The 24,594-nt window shown below is 64.5% G+C and carries 20 protein-coding genes and 1 pseudogene; 13 read left to right on the top strand and 8 right to left on the bottom strand.

Features of this window, described 5'->3' with window-relative positions; translation table 11 throughout:
• Nucleotides 1–9: 9 nt before the first annotated feature.
• From MSIMFI_RS06800 to MSIMFI_RS06820, 5 genes are all read left to right on the top strand, one after another.
• Nucleotides 10–795 (top strand): lysophospholipid acyltransferase family protein, encoded by a 786-nt coding sequence (locus MSIMFI_RS06800; RefSeq protein WP_191496637.1) that lies wholly within the window; start codon nucleotides 10–12, stop codon nucleotides 793–795.
• Nucleotides 796–839: 44 nt separating this feature from the next.
• Nucleotides 840–1,676: an HAD family hydrolase gene (locus tag MSIMFI_RS06805; RefSeq protein ID WP_191496638.1), complete on the top strand. Its 837-nt coding sequence runs from the start codon at nucleotides 840–842 to the stop codon at nucleotides 1,674–1,676.
• Between the two features lie 67 nt (nucleotides 1,677–1,743).
• Nucleotides 1,744–2,400 carry a hypothetical protein gene (locus MSIMFI_RS06810; protein WP_224770104.1) on the top strand — a complete coding sequence of 219 codons (657 nt, stop codon included), beginning with the start codon at nucleotides 1,744–1,746 and terminating at the stop codon, nucleotides 2,398–2,400.
• A complete protein-coding gene (locus tag MSIMFI_RS06815; RefSeq protein WP_191496639.1) occupies nucleotides 2,397–3,563 on the top strand; it encodes a glutathionylspermidine synthase family protein in 1,167 nt (388 codons plus the stop codon). The genes MSIMFI_RS06810 and MSIMFI_RS06815 overlap by 4 nt, the downstream gene beginning before the upstream one ends.
• Nucleotides 3,564–3,588: 25 nt before the next feature.
• A complete protein-coding gene (locus MSIMFI_RS06820) occupies nucleotides 3,589–4,053 on the top strand; it encodes a DUF350 domain-containing protein (RefSeq protein WP_191496640.1) in 465 nt (154 codons plus the stop codon).
• A gap of 21 nt (nucleotides 4,054–4,074) precedes the next feature.
• On the opposite strand, the gene MSIMFI_RS06825 is transcribed toward MSIMFI_RS06820, so the two are convergent.
• The 8 genes from MSIMFI_RS06825 to MSIMFI_RS06865 all read right to left on the bottom strand — a co-directional run bounded on the left by MSIMFI_RS06825 (nucleotide 4,075) and on the right by MSIMFI_RS06865 (nucleotide 13,964).
• The gene (locus tag MSIMFI_RS06825) at nucleotides 4,075–5,712 is read right to left on the bottom strand and encodes a PE domain-containing protein (protein ID WP_191496641.1); all 1,638 of its coding nucleotides are present in this window, start codon (nucleotides 5,710–5,712) and stop codon (nucleotides 4,075–4,077) included.
• A 293-nt stretch (nucleotides 5,713–6,005) separates the two neighbouring features.
• Nucleotides 6,006–6,929: a LysR family transcriptional regulator gene (locus MSIMFI_RS06830; RefSeq protein WP_191496642.1), complete on the bottom strand. Its 924-nt coding sequence runs from the start codon at nucleotides 6,927–6,929 to the stop codon at nucleotides 6,006–6,008.
• Between the two features lie 221 nt (nucleotides 6,930–7,150).
• Entirely contained in the window at nucleotides 7,151–8,185 is a 1,035-nt protein-coding gene (locus tag MSIMFI_RS06835) for an NAD(P)/FAD-dependent oxidoreductase (RefSeq protein ID WP_191496643.1), read from the bottom strand.
• 45 nt (nucleotides 8,186–8,230) lie between these two features.
• Complete coding sequence (locus tag MSIMFI_RS29585) at nucleotides 8,231–8,566, bottom strand: DUF202 domain-containing protein (RefSeq protein ID WP_191496644.1); 336 nt, start codon at nucleotides 8,564–8,566, stop codon at nucleotides 8,231–8,233.
• Nucleotides 8,563–8,967 carry a YidH family protein gene (locus tag MSIMFI_RS06845; protein ID WP_191496645.1) on the bottom strand — a complete coding sequence of 135 codons (405 nt, stop codon included), beginning with the start codon at nucleotides 8,965–8,967 and terminating at the stop codon, nucleotides 8,563–8,565. The genes MSIMFI_RS29585 and MSIMFI_RS06845 overlap by 4 nt, the downstream gene beginning before the upstream one ends.
• Before the next feature lie 232 nt (nucleotides 8,968–9,199).
• A complete protein-coding gene (locus tag MSIMFI_RS27880) occupies nucleotides 9,200–11,119 on the bottom strand; it encodes a spermine/spermidine synthase domain-containing protein (RefSeq protein ID WP_224770105.1) in 1,920 nt (639 codons plus the stop codon).
• Between the two features lie 22 nt (nucleotides 11,120–11,141).
• On the bottom strand, nucleotides 11,142–12,785 hold the full coding sequence (locus MSIMFI_RS06860; RefSeq protein ID WP_191496646.1) for an LGFP repeat-containing protein: 1,644 nt from the start codon (nucleotides 12,783–12,785) through the stop codon (nucleotides 11,142–11,144).
• A 177-nt stretch (nucleotides 12,786–12,962) separates the two neighbouring features.
• Nucleotides 12,963–13,964, bottom strand: a complete 1,002-nt coding sequence (locus MSIMFI_RS06865) for a hypothetical protein (protein ID WP_191496647.1) — start codon at nucleotides 13,962–13,964, stop codon at nucleotides 12,963–12,965.
• Between the two features lie 243 nt (nucleotides 13,965–14,207).
• On the opposite strand from MSIMFI_RS06865, the gene glf reads away from it, so the two are divergent.
• The 8 genes and pseudogenes from glf to culp6 all read left to right on the top strand — a co-directional run bounded on the left by glf (nucleotide 14,208) and on the right by culp6 (nucleotide 24,344).
• A complete protein-coding gene (glf, locus tag MSIMFI_RS06870) occupies nucleotides 14,208–15,401 on the top strand; it encodes a UDP-galactopyranose mutase (protein ID WP_191496648.1) in 1,194 nt (397 codons plus the stop codon).
• Complete coding sequence (locus tag MSIMFI_RS06875) at nucleotides 15,398–17,290, top strand: glycosyltransferase (protein ID WP_191496649.1); 1,893 nt, start codon at nucleotides 15,398–15,400, stop codon at nucleotides 17,288–17,290. Before glf ends, MSIMFI_RS06875 begins: the two co-directional genes overlap by 4 nt.
• Nucleotides 17,283–17,819, top strand: a complete 537-nt coding sequence (locus tag MSIMFI_RS06880) for a phosphatase PAP2 family protein (protein WP_191496650.1) — start codon at nucleotides 17,283–17,285, stop codon at nucleotides 17,817–17,819. Before MSIMFI_RS06875 ends, MSIMFI_RS06880 begins: the two co-directional genes overlap by 8 nt.
• The gene (locus MSIMFI_RS06885) at nucleotides 17,812–18,729 is read left to right on the top strand and encodes a decaprenyl-phosphate phosphoribosyltransferase (protein ID WP_186245324.1); all 918 of its coding nucleotides are present in this window, start codon (nucleotides 17,812–17,814) and stop codon (nucleotides 18,727–18,729) included. Before MSIMFI_RS06880 ends, MSIMFI_RS06885 begins: the two co-directional genes overlap by 8 nt.
• Nucleotides 18,704–20,701 carry a terminal beta-(1->2)-arabinofuranosyltransferase gene (aftB, locus tag MSIMFI_RS06890; RefSeq protein ID WP_186245323.1) on the top strand — a complete coding sequence of 666 codons (1,998 nt, stop codon included), beginning with the start codon at nucleotides 18,704–18,706 and terminating at the stop codon, nucleotides 20,699–20,701. Before MSIMFI_RS06885 ends, aftB begins: the two co-directional genes overlap by 26 nt.
• Nucleotides 20,702–21,054: 353 nt before the next feature.
• The gene (gene ag85A / locus MSIMFI_RS06895; protein ID WP_191496651.1) at nucleotides 21,055–22,092 is read left to right on the top strand and encodes a diacylglycerol acyltransferase/mycolyltransferase Ag85A; all 1,038 of its coding nucleotides are present in this window, start codon (nucleotides 21,055–21,057) and stop codon (nucleotides 22,090–22,092) included.
• 199 nt (nucleotides 22,093–22,291) lie between these two features.
• A pseudogene (locus MSIMFI_RS06900) lies at nucleotides 22,292–23,188 on the top strand (alpha/beta hydrolase-fold protein); the annotation flags it as partial.
• Between the two features lie 142 nt (nucleotides 23,189–23,330).
• Nucleotides 23,331–24,344 carry a carboxylesterase Culp6 gene (gene culp6 / locus MSIMFI_RS06905; RefSeq protein WP_191496653.1) on the top strand — a complete coding sequence of 338 codons (1,014 nt, stop codon included), beginning with the start codon at nucleotides 23,331–23,333 and terminating at the stop codon, nucleotides 24,342–24,344.
• The last annotated feature ends 250 nt before the right edge of the window (nucleotides 24,345–24,594 follow it).

A 24,594-nucleotide genomic window follows, 5' to 3' on the forward strand; every position in this document is an offset into this window, starting at 1 on the left:
AGACGACCAATGGCAGAGCCGTTCTTCCGGATGATGGAAGTTCTCGTACCATCGATCGTCGCGCTGAACGGGAACAAGATCACATACGAGGGACTCGAGAACATTCCGTCGAGCGGCGGCGCCTTGGTCACCCTTAACCACACCAGCTACGTGGACTGGATCCCCGCATCGATCGCCGCGAAAGAGCGCCGCCGGCGCCTGCGATTCATGATCAAGGCCGAGATGCAAGAGGTCAAGGCAGTCAACTACGTCATCAAGCACGCCCAGCTCATCCCGGTAGACCGCACCGTGGGGGCCGAGGCCTTCGCGGTGGCTGTGCAGCGGCTGCGGGAAGGCGAACTCGTCGGCTTGCACCCCGAGGCGACTATCAGCCGCAGTTACGAACTGAAGGAATTCAAGACCGGGGCGGCGCGCATGGCGATGGAGGCGCAGGTGCCGATAGTTCCCATGATCGTCTGGGGGGCGCACCGCATTTGGCCAAAGGATCATCCAAAGAACTTGTGGCGCAACAAGATTCCGATCGCAGTGGCGATTGGCGAGCCGATGCGGCCGGAGGGTGACGCCGAGCAGTTCAATGGCGCGCTGCGGCAAGTCATGAACAAGATGCTCTACCGGGTGCAAGAGGCGTATCCGCATCCGGTTGGGGAGTTCTGGGTGCCGCGCCGGCTGGGTGGCAGCGCGCCGACTCCGGACGAATCCAGGCAATTCCGAATTGCTGAGTTGGCCGAGCGCATGCAAAAGCGCGGTTACGACGGCGTGACGACGGCCAGGCGCGACGTAGGCGGGCGACGCTGACTAAACCGGCAGTTGCAAAAACGGACCGTCTTGGTGCCGTCTCGGTGGCCGAGTCGACTTTCAAGTCGACCCGGCCGGCGCTTATCGCGTGCGACGTCGACGGCACCCTGTTCGACGACAACGAATCGCTCACCCCGCGCACCCGGGACGCGGTGCGCGCCGCCGTCGCCGGTGGTGCCCACTTCATCCTGGCCACCGGCCGCCCGCCGCGCTGGGTGCGGCCCGTCGTCGAGGCACTCGGCTTCACGCCGATGGCGGTGTGCGCCAATGGCGCCGTCATTTACGATCCCGCGACCGATCGGGTGGTGTCGGTGCGCACCCTGCCCGTCGATACCTTGGCAGCGCTGGCCGAGCTGGCGGCGCGCGTCATCCCGGGTTCCGGGCTGGCGGTCGAGCGGATCGGAGAGCGCGCGCACGACACCGTTACCCCGCAATTCGTCAGCTCGCCGGGCTACGAGCACGCGTGGCTTAACCCGGACAACACCGAGGTGTCCATCGAAGACCTGCTCAGCACGCCGGCGATCAAACTGCTGATCCGCAAGGCCGGCGCCGCCAGTGCCGACATGGCCGCCGAACTGGCCAAACACATCGACAGCGAGGGCGACCTCACGTACTCCACCAACAACGGTTTGGTGGAGATCGTCCCCCGGGGTATTAACAAGGCAACCGGCATCGCCGAGGTCGCCCAGCCGCTGGGCATTGCCGATGCGGACACGGTGGCATTCGGTGATATGCCCAATGACGTGCCGATGCTGCTAAAGGCCGGCCTTGGCGTGGCGATGGGTAACGCGCATCCCGACGCGGTTGCCGCCGCTAACGAGGTCACCGCTTCCAACGCGGACGACGGCGTGGCGCGGGTGCTGGAGCGCTGGTGGTCCTGACCTCCAACGCGGCGGCAATGTGGAAGACTGCCCGCGTGTCTGCGTTTAGCCGACCGGAGGACATCTAGTGGGGACGGAAGAAGAGCCACCGGTAACCGGCGCGCCCGGGGACGGCGAGCCGAATAAGCAACCCGAGGATGCGGGGGAGCAGCCGGCCCCGGAACAGCCGGCGTCGGAGCGCGACGAGACCACCAAGAAACGACCCAGCGGCAGCATCCAGTTTCAGGACGCGGAAACGACGAAGCCGCGGCCCCCGACGCCCGCCGAGTTGCGTGCGCGACGGAAGTTCGCCGACAAACAGCGCGAGATCGAGGAGGCACGGCTCGCCGCGGAAGCCAAGCGGCGCCGCCGGAAGGGCCAGCTGATCGGTGCCGCCGCCGCCGTCGGCGTGGTGGGTGTCGTGGCGGGTATGGGCTACTGGTTGTTGTCGCCGGATCACGTCACCGCCCAATGTGTTCGCGACGACCCAAGCGGGCAGCCGGTGATCGTCCCGGACAGCTACTGCACCGGTCACACCCCGGGCCTCAACGGCTTCTTCTATTACGGCGGGCATCAGTACCGGTACTACTACGGCAGCTCGGGGACGGTCGGTCAACGACCGGCCGGTGGGACGACGGTCGCGCCCAAGGGCGCAACTATCACCACCAAGTCGGGCACCACGATTCAGCGCGGCGGCATTGGCGGCAGCGGCGGCAAGGGCGGCGGCGGGAGCAGCGGTTCGTGAAGCGCACCAGGATAGCGCCCAGGCCGAACTGGCGGACGATCGTCGAATCTCAAGGACTTGTTTATGGGACGCCGGCACGTGACGCGACCGGCGCCGATCGGCCGTACTGGGACGAGTCGGTCTACTACGAATTCGAGATGGACGAGATCCTGGCGCTCGAGGCCGACGTCGAGCTGCTGCATTCGATGTGCCTGAACGCCGTCGAGCAGGTTGTCCTGATGGAACGGTACGCGGATTTTGGTCTGCCGGAATGGAGTTGGTCAGCCATTGCCGAGTCATGGCGTCGCTCCGACCCACATGTCTACGGCCGCTTCGACTTACGTTACGACGGGCGACGGCCGGCGGTCTTACTGGAATACAACGCTGATACGCCCACGACGCTGCTCGAAGCCGCGATCCTGCAGTGGTACTGGCTCAAAGACAAGTTTCCAGGCGATGACCAGTGGAACTCGCTGCATGAACAGCTGGTCGACCGCTGGAAGCTGGTTGGCGATCTGTTGCCCAGCAATGAATTGCACTTCGCCTGGTCCGGTGTGGAAGCGACTGGCGAGGACCAGATTACGACGACGTATATGCAGGAAACCGCGGCGGAGGCGGGCTTTCAAACCATCGGCCTGATGATCGAGGATGTCGGCTGGGACTCCGCGCTGGAGCGGTTCGTCGATCTGGAGGAGTCGCAGATCCACGCGATCTTCAAACTGCACCCGTGGGAGTGGGTGCTTGACGACCAGTTCGGCAGACACGTGGTGTCGAGCCTGCCGCAGACGATGTGGATCGAGCCGCTGTGGAAGACGCTGTTGTCGAACAAGGCCATCCTGGCGGTGCTGTGGGAGATGTATCCGGGGCACCCAAATCTACTGCCCGCCTACCTCGACGACCCGCACGAACTCACCGAATACGTTCGCAAACCCAAGCTCGGCCGGGAGGGCGCGAACGTCACCGTTGTGGGTGCCGGCATGGAGACGGCCACCGGCGGTGTCTACGGCGAAGAGGGCTTCGTCTACCAATTGCTAGACCCGTTGCCGCAATTCGATGACATGCGACCCGCCCTGGGCGCGTGGATCGTCGGCGATTCGTCGGCCGGGTTGGGCATCCGGGAGACTGCCGGACTGATAACCGATGACGGAGCAGCTTTCGTCCCACACCGCATTCCCTTGAAATGAACCGCGTAGTGAACGGAGATCCTCGATGACGACATCGTCGACAACTATTGTGGCGCTGCATTCGGACTACTGGAGTTGGTTGGCTCGCGGGGTCAGTGCCGTCGTCTTGTACGCGATCGTCGGGCTGGCGCTGATGATGGTCGGGTTCTACGCCATCGACCTCACCACCCCGGGTCGGTTGCGCAAGATGGTCCACGCCGGAAAGCCAAACGCCATCGTTGTGGCCGCGGCCGGGATGGTCAGCATGGCGCTCATTGTGGTGCTGGCGATCTACTCGTCGTCGGGAAAGTTGGGAGAGGGGCTGCTGGCATCGGCGACGTTCGGGCTGGTGGGCATCGCCGCGCAAGTGGTCATGATGAGGATTGCGACGCTGGCGATCGGCATTGACATGCACGGGACGTTCGAATCGGAGGAATTCTGCTACGAGTCGCTCATGGTTGCCGCTGCGCAAGTCGCGCTCGGCATTGTGGTGGCAGTCGCGATTCTCTAGAAATTTCAGGCCATGCCCGGCCTACCCCGTGGGTGTGATTGCCTTGGCGAGCTGTTGGGGAATGTAGTTGACCAGCAGGGGAACCATTCCTGAGAAGGGCGTGCCGAAGACGGTCACGTCAAATGGGGTAACGCCCGGAAGATGGGGGTCTACCGTCGCGGTAACGGGGTGAGGGGGAACAAGAATCCCGTCAAAGGGCAAGTGCAGCGTGATCGTAATGTTTGGCGGCAACGGCGCTTGGAAACCCGTTGGCACCTGTATCGGCAAATTCACGACGTTCCGAGCATTGAGGAAGCCGTCTAACGCAAAGGCTGGGGCATCATTGAGTGCACCGAGCGCTCCTACGAAGTTGCCGGCCACCAGGGCCTGCTGGAACGTTTCCGCGCTATTTGCGAGCGCATACAGTGTCGAATACGGCGCGCCCGCTGCCGCATAGGTGAGGACCAACGGCAATCCGAAGAATGCGCTGAGCGTTCCGGCTGTGGGGTTAAGCACCGGTATCGAAAGGACCGCCGAAATGCTCGGGAGCGTAAGCGTATTGAGCACGTTGGTGAAATTCTGCGACATCTGTCTGGGGATGGAGGGAGGCATCAGGTTGGTGAGGTACTGAGCCTCTTGCCCAGGGAGGTTCATGATGGTGAATAGGTCTCCCAGCGGGCCAAGAAGCACGGGCTTTGCCGTGGCATTTACCGAGGTACCCACTACGGAAATGGTCACGTTGCCGGTGTCGACCCCGGTGACCAACAGATTTGCGTAGGCCTTGCCTAGGTCAGCCACCGCGGTGTCGTAATCACCCGCCAGGGCCGCTTGGAAGGCGACTTGGAGCTCCGACCCGAATGCAGGCAGCCCGCCCACGAGGCTGGTGATTCCGTGGTTGAGTGTCGTGGCGAACGTCTGGGCGAAGCCGATCTGTGTGGCGATGAACTGTTGTAGGTAATACGCCGCGGGGAATGCCAAGAGCTGCTCGATGGCGGCCTGGACAGCCGCTGGCACATTGGCCAATTCCGTGGGGAAGTTCTCGATGGCCCTGGCGAGTGCCGTCGCTATCTGCTGCCAATAGCCCTGCTGGTTGGCGATGAACTGACTCAGGAACGGGAACGGGTGTGCGGCCCAAGCACTGCCGAGGGCTTCCAAGTTGGCGACTGTGTTGGCGAACAGTTGTTGATATGCGCCGCCCGGAACGGCAGCGGCGGCCGCGCCGGGCGTCCACAGCCCCGGCCGCAAGGCCGTCTGCAGCTCTTGTAATCCGGGCGCGCCTGCGACGGCCTGCGAGACGGCTTGCACACCCGACCCGATCCGTTCGGACAGCAACGATGCGGCGCCGCCTGTGGTCAGACCGGACGCGCCGCCGGTCAAGTTCGCCAGATTCTGCTCGGCGCTGGCGATCTCGGTGCTCAGATATGCCGCCGCGCCACCGTTTAACAAGCGCAAGAACTCGTCATGAAAAGTCGCGGCTTGGGCGCTGACGGCTTGAAACTCCTGGGCGTAGGTACCGAACAACTGGGAGATTGCGATCGACACCTCATCGGCGGCGGCGGCTGCGATCTCGGTCGTGGGGCCCGCCGCGGCCGCGGTTGCCTCCGCTAGCGTAGAGCCGATACCCGCTAGGTTCCCGGCTGCCGCCGTGACTATCTCGGGCGTCGTAACCACAAATGACACGGTCTTTCCCTCTCGATGTCTTTCTGGCAATCCTGCGGTCGGTAGGCAAAGCGAGCGTAGTGTGCCGCCGTTTGTATCCGCATGGGATTTGGCGCACTAGCTTGTAAGACCCGAGCCGGGACCTGTTGGGCGCCAAGCGGTTTGTGCAACGTGCACAAACCGCCGGTGGGTGATAGTGCATTTTGCCGTTGCGTTGCCCGACCGTGGCGGGTTACCCGAGTTCCCCGTGGGCGCTTCGCCGCCCGGCTGCCCAATCGCTGCGGGTAGCTGCCAATGAAACGGGGAGACTCGACCTAACCGGTGGTGCGGCTGGTGATGTGGGTGAGGAGGTCTCGGGCTGCTCCCACGGGCGGTTTGCGCCCGCCTGCCCAAATGGCCCGAAGCTTGCGCTTCAGGTCCAGCTCGGGGACTGGCACCGTGCGCAGGCGACCGATTTCCAGGTCATCGGCCACAGCCAGCCGGCTCATGACGGCGGGGCCGGCGCCGGCGACGACGGCGGCACGCACCGCGGCGGCGGAGGACAGTTCGAGGACCGGTGGCGCTTGGTGCATCGAATCCCCCAAGGTGTGAGAAAGCGCCACGGTCAACGAATCACGGGTACCTGAACCTTGTTCGCGGGCGACGAGCGGGGTTTGGCTCAGTTCAGCTGCTGTCAGTGGTCGCTGGCGGCGCGCCCATTTGTGGTCAGCGGGAACGATTACCACAAGCTCGTCGTGCCCGATCACGTGGCTGCGTAAACCTGTTGGTACGTTTGGCGTTTCGATGAATCCCAGGTCGGCTGATCCATCCCGCACTGCGGTAGCTGCCTGGTCGCTGTTGGTTGCGTTCATGATGACTTCCGGAGGCGCGACACCAAGTCGATTGGCCGCAACCCGCATCGACACCAGCCAACGCGGCATGAGATGTTCGGCGATCGTCAGGCTGGCTGCCACTTTGACGCGTGAACGTCTTTCTGATCGCAGCGACGCCAGGCCGGCATCCACATATTGCGCGACGTCGAGCAGCCGGTCCGCCCACTCGGCGACGACGACACCGGCGGCTGTCAGCTCGGAACCGCGTGGGGTTCTGACCACCAAGGTCACCCCAGTCTGCGCCTCGATGGATGCCAGCCGTGCCGATACCGCCTGCTGCGTCAGCCCCAATTCTCGGCTTGCGGCGCCCAGACTGCCCGTCCGGGCGATCGCCAGGAAGATTTCGAATGCCGACAAGTCGGGCATGTGAGAACTGAGGGCTGGCACGACGATCCTCCACCGGCAGGAGACAAGCCGGGCTTGTGAGACCCGGCAAGGGCACAAAGTAGCTTTGTGAGCGTACAGGCTCGGGCATCCTAGCCTTCCCGAGGGTGCACGAGAGGAACTCTGTTGAGCGCACGACGGCAGGCAGGACCGCTTACGCTGCTGCTACCAACGCCTTGCGCGTGGCGAACGTCCGACCGAACTTAGGCCGCGTAGTTCATCCACACTGGCAACACGGTGTCCAGGTATTCCATGAACTTGGACAGTCCGACGCGGAATTGGCCACAACCTAGCGGGTCGAGGCGATACTCGGGATAGGCGATGCCGAACCCAAACAAGCCAGGCGCAAGGATTCCATTGGTCGGGTTGTGCTCGAGTCGTCCCCATTGGGGAGTCTCGGGCAGCTGGCGGCGCTCGAAACCCACTGTGTAGACGACGTGGTCGCATTCGGCGATTCGTTCGTCGAATTCGGGGCTGGACACCAAGACACGTTGGAGCCGGTCCGGTTGGGCGCCGTCGATGTTCTCCCGTGCCCATTGTGCCGCCTGACCCTTGAGGCCACTATCGTCGAACAGCGTCCAATCCTGGTAGGCGACAGCGTATCTCAGTGGGCTGCGGTAGAAGTTGATGACCTTCTTGACGGGTCGGTCCAACAGGTGAGGAAGGACGATCATGGTCGAATGAGATGACCCGAAGACCGCCACGGTGGCATTGTCGAGCGACTCTTCGGCAAGCCTGTCCGGGTTAAGTGCTACATCTAGCGGGATTTCGCGCAGGTTGGGATGAGCGAGCTTTCTGGGAGTGGCGCCGACGCAGAGGGCCACGTTCTCGGATGTGATCGGACCGTGCTCGGTTTCGATTGTCCAACACCTGTTCTGCAACTGCAGCGCAGTAGCGGTGGTGCGATGTGTCGGTACGCGCTGCGATAGGTGCTCGGTGATCCACACGAGTGGTTCGGCGACCAGCCCGAGTTCGCATGTCTGGTTAGGGTCAACTGCTGCGAGCTCGAATGCGGCCTCGGCGAAGCGAAAAGACGGTGAGGCATTCAGATAGCTCAGGAACAGTGCCACGGTCGTGTTGCTGGGTACCGCATGCCATTTTTGGCCGAAATCGCCCGCCGCGAAATGCGGGTCGATCCATCCGATCCGATGTTGTGGAACGCCGCGGTCCAGCAGCTTGCCCACCGCGGCAATGCCGGCGGGCCCGGCTCCAATAACGGTCCACGCGTAGGGCTTCATGTTATTCCTTTCCCGAGACAGTGACAGGTACGGCCCGGCTTGGAGCTACACCCTCAGCAGAACTAGAGGACAAGCACCAAGCCACAAAGCAACGATCGAGGCGCCGACCAGGGCCACCTCGCAACGTGGCGTGCTGTGTTGGCGGTGTGGGCACCGGTTCAGGGTGTGTTCGCGTCGCACGGTGACCAGCGAGGCGATCACCGCGGCCACCACGGCAAGCCCGGCTGCGAAGAACCCGATACAACCCGTAGGCCTCCGGCAATTCTCCCGCGCGACAAATCCGCTAACTGCCATGACGGCCAAAGTGGTGCGGGACCATGACAGTGTGGTTCGTTCCGCCTGAAGCCCCGCGTCAGCCAGTCCGGTCTGCTCGTTGATCAACCGATGACCCCCGCGCCTACCATCAGCACCAGTGTGACCAGGCCGATGATGACAACTCCGAGCCCCAGATACGCGGGTCCGAACTGCCGCGGCAGCGGCATGCTGTGGCGGATGGCCCGATCCGACTGCGCCCATCGACGCAAACCCATGCCGGCCGTCAGGATCGCTAGACCGCCCAGGATCAACCCGACGATGTGCCGCGATGCCGGCACAGATGTCGCAGGGACTATGGTGACGACGCCAACCGAGGCAGCCAGTAGGCCCAGCGCGGTACGCTGCCAAGCCAGAAACGTCCGCTCGTTGGCCAAAAGAAACCGACAATCCGGTTCCGATCGTGCATCGTCGGCAACAGCGAGGCTGCAGTTGGCGCCCTCGTGATCAAACGTTCCGGGATCGTGCATACCTCAATATGTTTCCCCGCCTCCAGCGCCCGCGGTAGCGACCCAAATGTTGTGAGCCCACAAGTGATACTTGTGGCAGATTTGCCTATTGCGACTTACCTTCCAGGGACTCCGCTCCGTCGGGTTCGCCGTCGTGCACGGTGATGCTGTAGGTGGTCGCCAAACTGCCGTCGACGGCGATACCAGCCCACCGACCACGATCGAGGTGCGGGATCCCGGCGTGAAACGCGACCTAGCCCCGCAGCGACTTTGGTGGGACCGTGGACGCGACCAGCGAGTCGGCGTCGATGGTGCGGGGTTTGTAGGTAAGCGTCGGGAGTCGAGCCGACATCATCGTGACTGGGTCTTCACAGACGGCACCCGACAGGCCCGACAAGAACGCCCACTCGTGCTCGTCGCTGCCGAAATAGACGACGGTGTCGAAGGTCTCATGAAAGCGCAGCCACGACAACTGCAGCGACTTGTTGCGCCACAGCGTCGGGCAGCCGGCCTGAGCGACGACGACACGCGCTATGTTGCGGCATCTTTGGATAAAGCCGGCTTCGTAGAGCCGGTTGTGCTGCGCGGGATCGGCTCGCTCGTCGGGAAGGTCGACGACCACTAGGTCATATGACAGCTTGGATTCGTCCACAAAGTCCCAGCCGTCGCGGTAATGCACGCTGACCGGACCGAGTCCTTCTTCCGCCCTGCGCAATTCGTCCATCGTGTAGCCGTAGGGCAGATGCTGCGCGCACAGCCGAACCGCTTGGCGATCGATGTCGACGTGATCGACATGGGTTGCCCCGGCGGCTACCGCCAGCTGGCTCACCACTCCCTCGCCGGAGCCGATGACGAGGACCCGCTCGATCTTGTCCGCCAAGAGCAGCGCCGGTACCAGCAGCGCCTCGTGATAGACGAGCTGGCTGAACTCGGTGCTCTGACGTTCGCCGTCGCTGAACAATGCCACGCCCTGTTCGGTGCGTCCGATGACCAACTCTTGGAAGGGGGTACGCACATCACAGATAACCTCGAAGACGCGCCAACTTCGGGTAAGCCCGGGCGCCAGCGGCTCGACGATTTCGGTCCGCGCGCTGTTGATAGCGCCCTCGAAATAGGTTGGCAACGGCGGGAATCCATTGAATGCCACAGATGCGTAGCTCGCGGTATACGCACCGGCGTCGTCGATCACTAGACCATCACCGGGACGCAGCGTGACCGGAAGCGGATAGCTTTGGTAGAGCACATCATCCCCGTCGCAGGTCGGCCCTGCGATGACGGCATCGTCAACCGGATCGCCGTCGCGGTCGGTCCGCAGCCGGTACCGGATGTACTCATTCTCGGTTTCTGCAAGACCGCTGTAGCGCCCCATGTCGAGATATACCCAGCGCCGGCCGTCGGTCCCGGTCCGCACGGACACCACCTCGCATCGGATGGTGCCGGCGGAACCCACGATCACCCGACCGGGTTCCACGACTAGTTGTGGTGGGTTGTCACCAAAATGACGCGTCAACGCCGACATGATTGCGTCGGCGACGGCCTCGAGGTTGGGTGCGCCGGTGGCGTACGGGATTGAGAATCCGCCTCCGACGTTGATGGTGGTGAGATCACCCAGGGCATCGAAAATCGGTGCAGCGCAGCGTATTCCGATATCCCAAGCCGCCGGGTCGAGCTGTTGGGAGCCGACATGGAAGCAGATGCCTTCCGCTCGCAGCCCAAGTTGGCGGGCTCGGCGCAGCAGTCCGGCGGCATCGGCGGGGTCGCAGCCGAACTTGTGGCCGAAAGGCGTCACCGACGACGGAAACGCCGGCGTGATGCGACATTCCACAGCCGCCCCGGGGGCGTGCTCGGCAATCGAGCCCGCATCGTGGTGGGTGTCGAACGTAAACCGTTGCACTCCGCGTGCAGACGCCGCAGCCACCTCCGATGGCTTCTTGATGGGATTGCCGAACGTCACCAGGCGTCCGGCGATACCGGCGGAGCCACACGCGTCGATCTCGCCGACGGAGGCGACGTCGAATGCCGCTCCTTCGGCGCCAAGCAGACGCAGAATCGGTTCGGCCGGATTCGCCTTTACCGCGTAGCGGATCCGCGCATCGGGCAGGCAGGCGCGCAGTGTCTGGAAGTTATGGCGGACTCGACCGAGATCGATCGTCAAATACGGCGTCTCGGACACAGGACGCAGACTAACTCCGACCTCAGTTCGTCGGATGGGTTGGGAGTGAGAAGTGTTCGGGCGGCACCGTGGGGCCACTGGGGGTCTGCGTCGACAGCGGCGTCGTGATCCCGTCAACGACCTCGGTGACATTGCCGTTGAGCCGCTCGAAGTTCAATGTCCCGTGCTGGAAGTTCTGCGCGATATACAGCGGCTCGTGGATCTCGGCACTGGTGGGCAGCCCGAGGGGACCACGTTCATAGCTCAGCGAGGCCCAGGCGTCGTAGATCGCGCCGGTGACCGGCTGGGCGCCCGTCTCCGGCGCCCAGTACATCGCTCCCTTGGCAAACGTTGCGTACCGCGCCGCGCCGGCTGCCTCCATCTCTGGCGACGTTGGTGCACCCAGCACGCTGTTCATCCCGCCCAGCGCCTGCCAACGTTCGTAGATCGCGCCGCCCTCGAGTGCCTTGATCAGCTCCTCGGGCGGATCGTTGAAATGTGATGCAATGTCCCGGATTTCGTCCATCAGGGCGTAGGCGGCGTTGCCCGGGCAGTCGGTGTTGCCGACGTCGCGGTGGGTAAAGATGGCGGGCAACTTGGCCACCGCACCGGCCGGAAAAGTGGTGTAGGAACCGCCCACCGACTCCAGTTCCACCGTGCCCTTGGGGTCGACGTCAGCCATGCCCAGCCGCCAGCCGAGCAGCCTGCCGACGGTGCGGAGCTGAATCGGCGTGGGTGCCACGTCATCGAAGTTGCCAATCATCGCCACACCCCAGGTGTCGCGGTTGAAGCCGCCGGTGTGAAAGCCTTCGACCGCCTTGGTGAGCCCGCCGGCGCTGCCCTCGAACACCTGGCCGTACTTGTCGACCAGCGCGTTGTATGCAATGTCGCACCAGCCCAGGGTTTTGCTGTGGTAGGTGTAGATGGCTTTGACGATCCCCGCAGATTCCAGGGGTGAATAGTCATTGCTACCGGCGGTGTGGTGCACCACCGCGGCGCGAACGCCGTTGTCGTATTGCGGCGTACCGCAACGCAACGACTCGTCGGCACCCCATTCCGCGCGGCTGATGATGGCCGGCGCCTGCCCGGGCATGGTGACCCCGGTCGGCGGGGTCCAGTGTGTTTCGGCCGGTGCCTGGGGCGGCGAGATGAGGATCGCGGAGATGTTCTGGCCGAAGGGCTGTTCCTTCGTCGCGGGACGGTAGCCGAGGCCGCGCTCGTCGGGATTGTTGCTGAGTTGGTCGCGAGGCGGCGGCTGGGTGACCGGCGCGTCGATCGGGCGGGTCACCGCGATCTGCACGGTCGTGGTTGCGCCGACGAACACCGGATCGGTGCTCCGTGGGCCCCGAGACGTCGCATCCGGGCCCGGGTCGGGCGCCGCGGTCTCATATTCGGTCTGGTACCAAGGGCCCCATGACCCGTCGGGGCGCTTGGCGCGCACACGGGTTGAGGTGCCGGCCAGGTCGCCGGTCAACGCGACCAAGGAAAGCTGGGTGTCCGGGGTGAGTTCGCGCACCGTCACACCCCCGCCGAGCCCGATCAGCGGCTGCTCGGCGAGTTGGGTGTCGCGACGCGGCGGTGCCTCGTGGGTGCGGTCAGGAGGATGGTTGAGCACCCAGGAGACAATGACCACCGTCGCCGCGATAGCGGTAAGCAAAATCGTCGGTGCACGGGTGCGGGACGGCACCAGCCGATGTTACGTGTGTGTCTAATGTTTCTAATGAGGCGACACGGGATAAACGCTCAAAAACATGTCGACGACACCGCAGAGGATTGTTGCTGGGTGGGTTGCCGGGGCCCGGGCCCAGTGTGACTCTGCGGTGTCGTCAGGTGACAGGTTGGAGGGCTTTTTCTCGATGGGGATCTAGGTGACCGGCACCAGCTCCGGGGCTGCTGCTGCCGCGGGCGCGGCCGGGGCCGGTATTGCACCCGCCACCGGAGCGGCCGGGGCCGGTATTGCACCCGCCACCGGAGCGGCTGGCGCCGGTATTGCACCCGCCACCGGAGCGGCTGGCGCCGGCACTGCACCCGCGGCCGCGGGTACCGCACCGGCTGGCAACGCTGGCGCGCCCGGCGCGGCACCGGCTGCGCCGGCGCCGCCGTTCTGAACGCCCTGCATGATTGCCGGCATCACGAGGCCCTTGAGCAGGTCGATGGCCTGCGACGCACCCAACTGGTTGGCCGCCTGCATCAGGTCATTGACAAGCCCGCCGCCGGTTCCGGTGCTGGCCGGGCTGACTGGCGACAGGCCAGTGCCGCTACCAACACCGCCTAGGCCCGACGTGTCGCCCAGGATGGGGTAGGTGCCGTCGGCGCCGGGGTCCAATCCGACCGGAGACGTGATGGGAATCTCGCCGGTACCCGAGGCAGGACTTAGGCCCGTCGGGCTGGTGAGGCCCGGCGCAACCCCGGTCGGGCTAGTGAGCGCGGGGTTGGTGAGTGCGGGGTTGACTCCAGCACCGGGCGTCGGCGGCGTCACCGTGGTACCCGGCAGGGCCAGGGATCCGGGTGTCGACGGCGTAAGACCAGGGCTGGTCAGACCCGGGCTGGTAAGGCCCGGACTCGTCAAACCGGGACTAGCCCCCAAGCCGGGGCTACCCAGGCCGGTGCTGGCGGTACTGGTGCCGCCGAGGGCTGGGACCGGAGGCACGTTGATTCCGAACTGTGACAACCCCTGCGACAGCGCGCCGATCAACTCGCCCGGCAGGTCAGCGATGTTGGCCGCCTGCTTGAACTCATGGTGCTCGGGCGGTTTGGGGCCGCTAGTTGCTTCGTAGACAAGAAAATATGCACATGGACTTGCGACTGCCAGGGCGGCGACCGCGCTCATGGCTGTCGAGAGCTTGCGTCGGCGTCGGTTCGGCACTGAAGTCTCCTCAATTTGGATTACTTGTTGCGTGGCATGCACGGCATGAAACCCACATGACCGATGGTACGAGTGGGATTGCTGTGACTAGAGTGGTGATATCGAATCGTGAGGCAATTGCGACGTGAGTGCTTCTAGCGTGTGACGTTCGATGGCCGCGTCGGCTCGTACCTGGGAGAATCCGGACCCCCGCGCGCCGCCAAGTCGGGTTTTGGCAGCAAGGTCAGATACCCTAGGCAACCGATGACCGCCTGTTTCGACCTATTCGTCGTCGGCTCCGGATTTTTCGGCCTGACGATTGCCGAGCGCGTGGCTACGCAACTCGACAAGCGTGTCCTCGTCGTCGAGAAGCGCCCGCATATCGGCGGCAACGCCTACTCCGAGCCCGAGCCGCAAACCGGCATCGAAGTCCACAAGTACGGCGCGCATCTGTTTCACACCTCTAATAAGAAGGTGTGGGATTACGTGCGGCAGTTCACCGATTTCACCGGTTACCAGCACCGGGTGTTCGCGATGTACAACGGGCAGGCCTACCAATTCCCGATGGGTCTGGGTCTGGTCTCGCAGTTCTTCGGCAAGTACTTCACTCCCGACGAAGCGCGCCGGCTCATCGCCGAACAAGCCGCCGAGATCAAGACCGCCGACGCGCAGAACCTGGAGGAGAAGGCCATCTCGTTGATCGGCCGGCCGCTCTACGAGGCGTTCGTCAAGGGTTACACCGCCAAGCAGTGGCAGACCGACCCCGTTGAGCTTCCCGCCGCCGTCATCAATCGGCTGCCGGTGCGCTACAACTTCGACAACCGGTACTTCAGCGACACCTACGAGGGACTGCCGGTCGACGGCTACACCGCGTGGCTGCGGAACATGGCCGCCGACGACCGCATCGAGGTCAGGCTGGACACCGACTGGTTCGACGTCCGCGAGCAGCTTCGCGCCGACAGTCCCGATGCCCCGGTGGTCTACACCGGGCCGCTGGACCGCTATTTCGACTACGCCGAAGGCCGACTAGGTTGGCGCACATTGGATTTCGAGGTCGAGGTGCTACCGACCGGTGACTTTCAAGGCACCCCGGTAATGAATTACAACGACCCCGACGTCCCCTACACCCGCATCCACGAGTTCCGCCACTTTCACCCCGAGCGCGACTACCCGACCGACAAGACCGTCATCATGCGGGAATACTCCCGGTTCGCTGAAGACGACGACGAGCCCTACTATCCGATCAACACCGAGGCCGACCGCGCCCTGTTGGCCGCCTACCGAGCCAGGGCGAAGTCCGAGACCGCGTCATCGAAGGTACTTTTCGGCGGACGCTTGGGCACCTACCAATATCTGGATATGCATATGGCCATTGCCAGCGCTCTGAACATGTACGACAACGTCCTCGCTCCCCATCTGCGCGACGGTGCCTCGCTGGAGAGCGAGGTTCGAGTATGACTGCGGTCAGCCTGCTCTCCCGAATCATCCTGCCCCGCCCGGGTGAACCCCTCGACGTGCGCAAGCTGTACCTGGTTGAGTCGACCACGAATTCGCGGCGCGCGCACGCGACAAGCCGCACCTCCTTGCAGATCGGCGCCGAGTCCGAGGTGTCGTTCGCTACCTACTTCAATGCGTTTCCGGCCAGCTACTGGCGCCGCTGGACCATCTGCAAGTCAGTGGTGTTGCGTGTCGAGCTGACCGGTGCCGGACGTGTCGACGTCTACCGAACCAAGGCGACCGGGGCGCGCATCTTCGTCGAAGGTCGCGAGTTTGCCAGTGCTGACGAGCAGCCCCAGGCGCTCGAGATCGAGGTGGGACTGCAGCCTTTCGAGGACGGCGGCTGGATCTGGTTCGACATCACCACCGACACCAAGGTCACATTGCTCAGCGGCGGCTGGTACGCCAACATTGCGGCTCCGGGCACGGCCAACGTCGCTGTGGGCATTCCGACATTCAACCGTCCCGCCGACTGCGCGAATGCGCTGCGCGAGCTGACCGCCGACCCATTGGTGGACGCGGTGATCGGCGCGGTGATCGTGCCGGACCAGGGAACCCGCAAGGTGCGCGACCATCCAGACTTTCCTGCCGCCGCCGAGCGCTTGGGCAATCGGCTCTCCATACACGACCAGCCCAATCTGGGCGGTTCCGGCGGCTACAGCCGGGTGATGTACGAGGCGCTGAAAAACACCGATTGCCAACAGATCCTGTTCATGGATGACGACATCCGCATCGAGCCAGACTCGATTCTGCGGGTGCTGGCGATGCACCGCTTCGCCAAGTCGCCGATGCTGGTGGGCGGCCAGATGCTCAACCTGCAGGAGCCTTCGCACCTGCACATCATGGGCGAAGTCGTCAACCGCTCGAACTTCATGTGGACCGCCGCACCGCATGCGGAGTACGACCACGACTTCGCCGAATATCCGTTGAACGACAAGGAAGATAAGAGCAAGCTGCTGCACCGGCGCATCGACGTTGACTACAACGGCTGGTGGACGTGCATGATCCCGCGCCAGGTTGCCGAGGAGTTGGGACAGCCGCTGCCGCTGTTCATCAAGTGGGACGACGCCGACTACGGTCTGCGGGCCGCCGAGCACGGCTACCCGACGGTCACGCTGCCCGGCGCCGCAATCTGGCACATGGCCTGGAGCGACAAGGACGACGCCATTGACTGGCAGGCCTACTTCCACCTGCGCAACCGGCTGGTCGTCGCCGCGATGCACTGGAACGGTGACGTCACCGGGCTGGCGCGTAGCCACCTTAAGGCAACGCTGAAACACCTTGCCTGCCTTGAATATTCAACGGTAGAGATCCAGAACAAGGCCATCGACGATTTCCTCGCGGGGCCCGAGCACATCTTTTCGATCCTGGAGTCGGCGCTGCCGGAGGTGCACCGTATCCGCAAGGCCTATCCGGACGCGGTCGTGCTGCCGGCGGCAAGCGAGCTGCCGCCGCCGTTACACAAGAACAAGGTGATGAAGCCGCCGGTGAACCCTGTGGTCATCGGATACCGGCTAGCCCGCGGGATCTTGCACAATCTCAAGGTCGCCGATCCGGCCCACCACGTGCGCCCGGAGTTCAACGTGCCGACCCAGGATGCGCGGTGGTTCCGGTTGTGCACGGTGGACGGCGTCACCGTCACGACGGCCGACGGGTGCGGGGTGGTCTACCGGCAGCGCGATCGGGCCAAGATGTTCTCGCTGCTGTTCCAGTCGCTGCGTCGGCAACGTCGGCTGGTGCGCCGCTTCGACGAGATGCGCAGGGTGTATCGGGACGCATTGCCCGTGCTGTCCAGCAAACAAAAGTGGGAGACGGCGCTGCTGTCTCACAACGAGCCTGAGCATGCCTGAACCCGCGCCGCCGCGCGGCGAAGTCGCCGCCATGGTGGCCGTTCAATCCGCGCTCACTGAACGACCGTGGACGCTCGCCGCGGCGCGCGGACTGTCTTTCTTCGGCGAGCACAGCATCGGTTGGCTCGTCGTATCGCTGCTGGGTGCGGTCATGGTGCCGCGCCGGCGCCGGGATTGGTTGGTCGCCGGTGCCGGCAGCTTCGCCGCCCACGCCGCAGCCGTGGTGATCAAGCGGCTGGTGCGGCGCAAGCGGCCGCATCATCCGGCCGTGGCGATAAATGTGGGCGTGCCGAGTCAGCTGAGCTTCCCTTCAGCGCACGCCACCTCGACCACCGCCGCCGCCATCTTGATGGGCCGGGCCGTAAAGCTGCCCAAGGGCGTAGTTCCCGCGGTGCTGGTACCGCCGATGGCGCTGTCGCGAATACTTGCCGGCGTGCACTACCCCAGCGACGTGGCCGCCGGTGTTGCCCTCGGCGCCGCCGTCGCGGCCATCGCGGTCCGAGTCGACGGAGGTGTGTCGGATGAGTAAAGAACTGGAGGCTTCCGTGACCGGACCTCCGGCAAACCTGGTCGTCGGCGTCGTCAAGGCGATCCGCCCGCGGCAGTGGGTGAAGAACATCTTGGTACTGGCCGCGCCGCTGGCCGCATTGGGCGGCGGTGTCCGCTACGACTACACCGAGGTCCTGACCAAGGTGTCCGTGGCGTTCGTGGTGTTCAGCCTGGCGGCCTCATCGGTGTACCTGGTCAACGACGTACGCGATGTCGAGGCCGACCGCGAGCACCCCACCAAGAGGTTCCGGCCCATCGCGGCCGGTGTGGTGCCCGAGTGGCTGGCCTACGCACTGGCGGCGATGCTGGGTGTGGCATCGCTGGCCATCGCCTGGCTGCTGACGCCGAATCTCGCGCTTGTCATGGTCGTCTACATCGGAATCCAGCTGGGATACTGCTTCGGCCTCAAGCACCAAGCGGTAATCGACATCTGCATCGTGTCTTCGGCGTACTTGATCCGCGCCATCGCCGGCGGTGTGGCCGCCGACATCCCCCTGTCCAAGTGGTTCTTGCTGACGATGGCATTCGGGTCGCTGTTCATGGTGGCCGGAAAGCGCTACGCCGAGCTGCAATTGGCCGAACGCACCGGCGCGGCGATCCGCAAGTCGCTGGAAAGCTATACCAGCACCTATCTGCGCTTCGTCTGGACGCTGTCGGCCACCGCAGTGGTGTTGACGTACGGGCTGTGGGCCTTCGAGCGGGACGGCTACAGCGGGTCCTGGTTCGCGGTGTCGATGATTCCGTTCACCATCGCGATCCTGCGCTACGCCGTGGACGTCGACGGCGGGCTGGCCGGAGAGCCCGAAGACATTGCGCTGCGTGACCGCGTGTTGCAGTTGCTGGCGCTGGCGTGGATCGGAACCGTTGGTGCCGCCGTTGCTTTCGGCTAGCGAAAAGCTCAAGGCCCTCCAAGTAGCCGCGCTGTCGCGTCGGCCCGCCGCGCGTCGCGTCAGCCGGCCGGTGTTCCCCTTCGACCCCGTCGTCCGGATCAGTCTGTGGGTCAGCGTCGCGGTGATCGCCGTGCTGTTCGGTTGGGGGAGTTGGCAACGGCGCTGGATCGCCGACGATGGATTGATCGTGCTGCGCACGGTGCGAAATCTGTTGGCCGGCAACGGACCGGTGTTCAACCAGGGCGAGCGTGTCGAGGCGAACACCTCGACAGCGTGGACCTACTTGCTGTATGTGGGCAGCTGGGTCGGCGGGCCGATGCGCCTGGAATATGTGGCGCTGGCTGTAGCCCTGGTGCTTTCGGTGCTGGGTGTGGCGTTGCTCATGCTGGGGACGGGCCGGTTGTACGCGCCCAGCCTGCGAGGCCGCCGGGCCATCATGCTGCCCGCCGGGGCGCTGGTCTACATCGCGGTGCCGCCGGCACGCGACTTCGCCACCTCGGGCCTGGAGAGCGGGCTGGTGCTGACCTATCTGGGGCTGTTGTGGTGGCTGATGGTCTGTTGGTCGCAGCCGTTGCGGGTCCGCCCGGAGAACCCGGTATTCATCGGCGCGTTGGCCTTTGTCGCCGGATGTAGCGTGCTGGTCCGGCCCGAGTTTGCGCTCATCGGCGGGCTCGCGCTGATCATGATGCTGATCGCGGCCCGCACTTGGCAGCGCCGTGTCCTGATCGTGGTGGCCGGTGGCTTCCTTCCGGTTGCCTACCAGATCTTCCGGATGGGCTACTACGGGCTGCTGGTGCCGGGCACCGCCCTGGCAAAGGACGCGGCCGGAGACAAGTGGTCGCAGGGCATGATTTATCTGTCGAACTTCAACCAGCCGTACGCGCTTTGGGTGCCGGTTGTGCTGCTGGTGCCGCTCGGGTTGCTGCTGATGTCGATGCGCCGCCGGCCCTCGTTCCTGCGTCCGGTGCTGGCACCCAACTACGGACGGGTGGCCCGGGCCGTGCAAAGCCCACCGGCCGTGGTGGCATTCATCGTCGTCAGCGGACTGCTGCAGGGGCTCTACTGGATCCGGCAAGGTGGGGACTTCATGCACGGCCGGGTGCTGCTGGCACCGCTTTTTTGTTTGCTGGCTCCGGTGGCGGTCATTCCCGTGCTAGTGCCCGACGGCAAGGACGTCTCGCGGGAGACCGGTTACTGGCTGGCCGGTGCCGTCAGCGCGTTGTGGCTGGGGGTCGCGGGCTGGTCGCTGTGGGCGGCAAACTCTCCGGGCATGGGTGACGACGCCACCCACGTCACCTATTCGGGGATCGTCGATGAGCGTCGGTTCTATGCCCAGGCCACCGGGCGCGCACATCCGCTGACCGCCGCCGACTACCTCGATTACCCGAGGATGGCGGCCGTCCTGGTGGCACTGAACAACACCCCCGACGGGGCGTTGTTGCTGCCGTCTGGCAACTACACTCAGTGGGACCTCGTGCCCATGATCCAGCCTCCGCCACCCGCTCCGGCGGGCCAAAGACCATATGAGAAATCGCATCACGCAGTGTTTTTCACAAACCTTGGCATGCTGGGCATGAACGTTGGACTTGATGTCAGGGTCATCGATCAAATCGGGTTGGCAAACCCGCTGGCGCAACACACGGAGCGGCTGAAACACGGCCGGATCGGCCACGACAAGAACCTGTTCCCGGATTGGGTGATCGCCGACGGCCCGTGGGTGAAGTGGTACCCGGGGATTCCCGGGTATCTCGACCAGGCATGGGTCGCGCAGGCCGAGGCGGCCCTGCAGTGCCCTGCCACTCAGGCGGTACTCAACTCGGTGCGGGCGCCGATGACTTTGCACCGGTTCATCTCGAACGTGCTGCACTCCTTTGAATTCACCCGATACCGGATCGACCGCGTCCCGCTCTACGAGCTCGTCAGGTGTGGGCTCGAGGTGCCCCAGACTCCCCCTCCCCCACCTCGCGAGTGACGGGCGGTAGGTGAATTTGGCCCAAATGTTCATCAATTGCGCGAATTGCGCGGCCCGCTTGGCACGCCGGGTGGCCCAATACTGACAGCAACATCACATTTGAGTCGCTACCAGCGGGCGCCGAACTGCGGGCACATGCGGAAATGCCATTTCCGGACGCCGCTTCGGAACGGAAAAATACGCCGAATCACCGTCAGATAACGGTTTGGGCGACGCTCTCGAGGAGAGTGCAAGCCGAAAGTTGTGGTTGACTACACGGGCACTGCAGCGCTCAGCGCAATGCAGGCCGACCTAGTTCAGGGATGCGCCCACTACATCGGATGCACCTAAATGATGAGGATGAGGAAGCAAGGATGAAGCTTGTTGACAGGTTTCGTGGCGCCGTGACAGGTATGCCGCGCCGACTCATGGTGGGAGCCGTTGGTGCGGCCCTGCTGGCGGGTCTGGTCGGTGTCGTTGATGTCACTGGCGGCTCGGCGACCGCGGGAGCATTCTCGCGGCCGGGCCTGCCGGTGGAGTACCTGCAGGTGCCTTCCGCGGCGATGGGCCGCGACATCAAGGTCCAGTTCCAAAGCGGCGGGGCCAACTCGCCCGCGGTGTACTTGCTCGACGGCCTGCGTGCGCAGGACGACTACAACGGCTGGGACATCAACACCCCGGCGTTCGAGTGGTACTACCAGTCGGGCCTGTCGATCATCATGCCGGTCGGTGGCCAGTCCAGCTTCTACAGCGACTGGTATAACCCGGCTTGCGGCAAGGCCGGCTGCCAGACCTACAAGTGGGAAACGTTCCTCACCAGCGAGCTGCCGGCGTGGCTGAACGCCAACAAGCAGGTCAAGCCCAACGGCGGCGCCGTTATCGGCCTTTCGATGGCCGGAACGTCCGCGCTGACCCTGGCCGAATACCACCCAGGGCAGTTCGTCTACGCGGGCGCGATGTCGGCCCTGCTCGACCCCTCCCAGGCGATGGGGCCCACGATGATCGGTCTGGCTATGGGTGACGCCGGCGGTTACAAGGCCTCGGACATGTGGGGCCCGTCGGGGGACCCGGCGTGGCAGCGCAACGACCCGCTGCTGAACGTCGGCACGGTGATCGCCAACAACACCCGCATCTGGATCTACTGCGGCAACGGCAAGCCGTCGGGTCTGGGCGGCAACAACCCGCCCGCCAAGTTCCTGGAGGGCTTCGTGCGGACCAGCAACATGAAGTACCAGGACGCCTACAACGCCGGTGGCGGCCACAATGCGGTGTTCAACTTCCCGGAGTTTGGTACGCACAGCTGGGAGTACTGGGGCGCTCAGCTGCAGGCCATGAAGCCTGACCTGCAGCGCGTGCTGGGTGCCACCCCCAACACCGGTACCAATGGCACAGGTACCACCCAGGGCACCTAGTTCTCTCTAGGTCCTAGGACAACGACTAATGGCGGCGACCACACGGGTCGCCGCCATTAGTCATTCGCGCGTTATCTGCTCTTTATCCCGTCGTGCGCGGTGTGGTTAGCTACCTTGCGGGCCGGGCCTTGCAGCAGGACGGACGCTGTGTGCACACAGCGCTACGTATGGAAGTGGGCTACTACATGGAGGTGGGTACATGAGGGGTCTGTCGGTGTTGCTACGGCTGTTCTGCGTTGCCGTGCTATCGATCGCGTTGGGCAGTGTCACGGTAGCGGCGGGCTCGACCGCCCAGGCCGCCCCGTACGAGACCCTGATGGTGCCCTCGGCGGCGGGGGGCCGCGCCATCCCGGTGGCATTCTTGGCCGGCGGCCCGCGCGCGGTGTATCTGCTGGATGCCTTCGACGCCGCGCCGGATGTCAGCAACGGGGTCCCCGCGGGCAATGCGATGAACACCCGGGCCGGCAAGGGGATCTCGGTGGCCGCACCCGCCGGCGGCGCGTGGAGCATGTACACCAACTGGGAGCAGGACGGCAGCAAGCAGTGGGAGACCTTCCTGTCCAGCGAGCTTCCCGATTGGCTGGCCGCCAACCGAGGCCTGGCGCCCGGTGGCCATGCCGCTGTTGGCGCATCTCAGGGCGGGTATGGCGCGATGGCGCTGGCCGCCTTCCACCCCGACCGGTTCGGCTTCGCCGGTTCGTTGTCCGGGTTCCTGTACCCGTCGAGCACCACGACCAACGGCGCGATTCTGGCCGGCTTGCAGCAATTCGGCGGTGTGGACGGCAACGGTATGTGGGGTGCCCCACAGCTGGGCCGGTGGAAGTGGCACGACCCGTGGGTGCATGCCGGGTTGTTGGCGCAGAACAACACCCGAGTCTGGGTTTGGAGCCCGACAAAGCCCGGGGCCAGTAATCCCGCCGCCATGATTGGCCAAGCGGGCGCGGCAATGGGCGACAGCAGGTCGTTCTACCAGCAGTATCGGAACGTCGGCGGCCACAACGGCCACTTTGACTTCCCGGGCGGCGGCGATAACGGCTGGGGCTCGTGGTCGGCGCAGCTGGGCGCCATGTCCGGCGATATCGTCGGCGCGATCCGCTTAGCTGAGCTGCGCAAGACAGGTTCCCGCGCGGTCGTCGGGACCGGTGGGCACGGCGCAGCGAGCCGGTACCGTGTATTGGAGTGCAGCAGAGGGCGGTGCAGCCACGCTGGCACCTAATTGACTCTGTTAGCAGGAGAACATGGCCAAGAACTCCCGGCGTAGACGACGCCACCGAATCCTCGCCTGGACCGCGGCCGGGTCGATGGCATGTGTCGTGGCGCTGGTCATTGTGGCGGTGGGGGGTATTTTGCGCCGCCACGAAAACCCACCCAGCGCGGTGCCGCCCGGTGTTTTGACCCCGGGGCCGACCACGTCCCACCCGCGCAAGCCCCGACCCGCGTACCAGGATGCCTCCTGCCCGGACGTGCAGCTGATCTCGGTTCCCGGAACCTGGGAATCGTCGCCAACGGACGACCCGCTCAAACCGGTGCAATTCCCGAGGGCGTTGCTGCTCACTGTGACGGGGCCGATCGCCCAACAGTTCCCCGGCTCGCGGGTGCAGACCTACACCGTTCCCTACACGGCGCAGTTCCACAATCCGCTGAGCGCCGACAACCAAATGTCCTACAACGACAGCCGGGCGGAAGGCACCCGCGCGATGGTCCAGGCGATGACGGACATGAACAACAAATGCCCGTTGACCAGCTATGTCCTGATTGGCTTCTCGCAGGGCGCGGTGATTGCCGGCGATGTCGCTAGCGATATCGGTAACGGCCGTGGACCCGTCGATGAGGACCTGGTCCTCGGTGTGACCTTGATAGCCGACGGGCGTCGCCAGCAGGGGGTAGGTAACGACATCCCGCCCAATCCGCCGGGCGAAGGTGCTGAGGTCACCCTGCACGAAGTGCCGGTGCTGTCCGGACTCGGCTTGACCATGACCGGCGCGCGGCCGGGCGGTTTCGGTGCGCTCGACAGCCGAACGAATGAGATTTGTGCGGAGGGTGACCTGATCTGCGCCGCCCCGCAAGAGGCGTTCAGTCCGGCCAATCTGCCGACCACTCTGAACACGCTGGCCGGCGGCGCAGGGCAGCCGATTCATGCGATGTATGCCACGCCCGATTTCTGGAATTCGGACGGGCAGCCGGCGACCGCGTGGACATTGAACTGGGCGCACGGGCTTATCGAGAAGGCGCCGCATCCCAAACACGGGTGACATGAGCCGACATGGGACCTGATGGCGCGATAGTGGGTGCGATCAGCGGTACCTTGTGATTTGGTCTGCCGCGCGCCGCCCCTTAACATTAAGAGATATTTAAGAGCATGTGATGACCCGGTCGGGTCGAAGCTGGCTCGAAGTGAACATTGAAAGGGCGCACGCCGCAAGCGTGCGCCTTTCAGGGCCGGTTTCGGGGCCGGCCCGCGTGCAGATGGAACAGTCGGCGGAGCCGACACCGAGATGTGAC

This window comes from Mycobacterium simulans (assembly GCF_900232995.1).
Taxonomy (GTDB): domain Bacteria; phylum Actinomycetota; class Actinomycetes; order Mycobacteriales; family Mycobacteriaceae; genus Mycobacterium; species Mycobacterium simulans.

Bases quoted from the DNA above. Each gene is read 5' to 3' on its own strand.
- MSIMFI_RS06800 (WP_191496637.1), top strand. From the start codon at position 10: ATGGCAGAGCCGTTCTTCCGGATGATGGAAGTTCTCGTACCATCGATC.
- MSIMFI_RS06820 (WP_191496640.1), top strand. From the start codon at position 3,589: ATGACGACATCGTCGACAACTATTGTGGCGCTGCATTCGGACTACTGG.
- MSIMFI_RS06830 (WP_191496642.1), bottom strand. From the start codon at position 6,929: ATGCCCGACTTGTCGGCATTCGAAATCTTCCTGGCGATCGCCCGGACG.
- MSIMFI_RS06835 (WP_191496643.1), bottom strand. From the start codon at position 8,185: ATGAAGCCCTACGCGTGGACCGTTATTGGAGCCGGGCCCGCCGGCATT.
- MSIMFI_RS06845 (WP_191496645.1), bottom strand. From the start codon at position 8,967: ATGCACGATCCCGGAACGTTTGATCACGAGGGCGCCAACTGCAGCCTC.
- glf (WP_191496648.1), top strand. From the start codon at position 14,208: ATGACCGCCTGTTTCGACCTATTCGTCGTCGGCTCCGGATTTTTCGGC.
- MSIMFI_RS06875 (WP_191496649.1), top strand. From the start codon at position 15,398: ATGACTGCGGTCAGCCTGCTCTCCCGAATCATCCTGCCCCGCCCGGGT.
- MSIMFI_RS06880 (WP_191496650.1), top strand. From the start codon at position 17,283: ATGCCTGAACCCGCGCCGCCGCGCGGCGAAGTCGCCGCCATGGTGGCC.
- MSIMFI_RS06885 (WP_186245324.1), top strand. From the start codon at position 17,812: ATGAGTAAAGAACTGGAGGCTTCCGTGACCGGACCTCCGGCAAACCTG.
- ag85A (WP_191496651.1), top strand. From the start codon at position 21,055: ATGAAGCTTGTTGACAGGTTTCGTGGCGCCGTGACAGGTATGCCGCGC.
- culp6 (WP_191496653.1), top strand. From the start codon at position 23,331: ATGGCCAAGAACTCCCGGCGTAGACGACGCCACCGAATCCTCGCCTGG.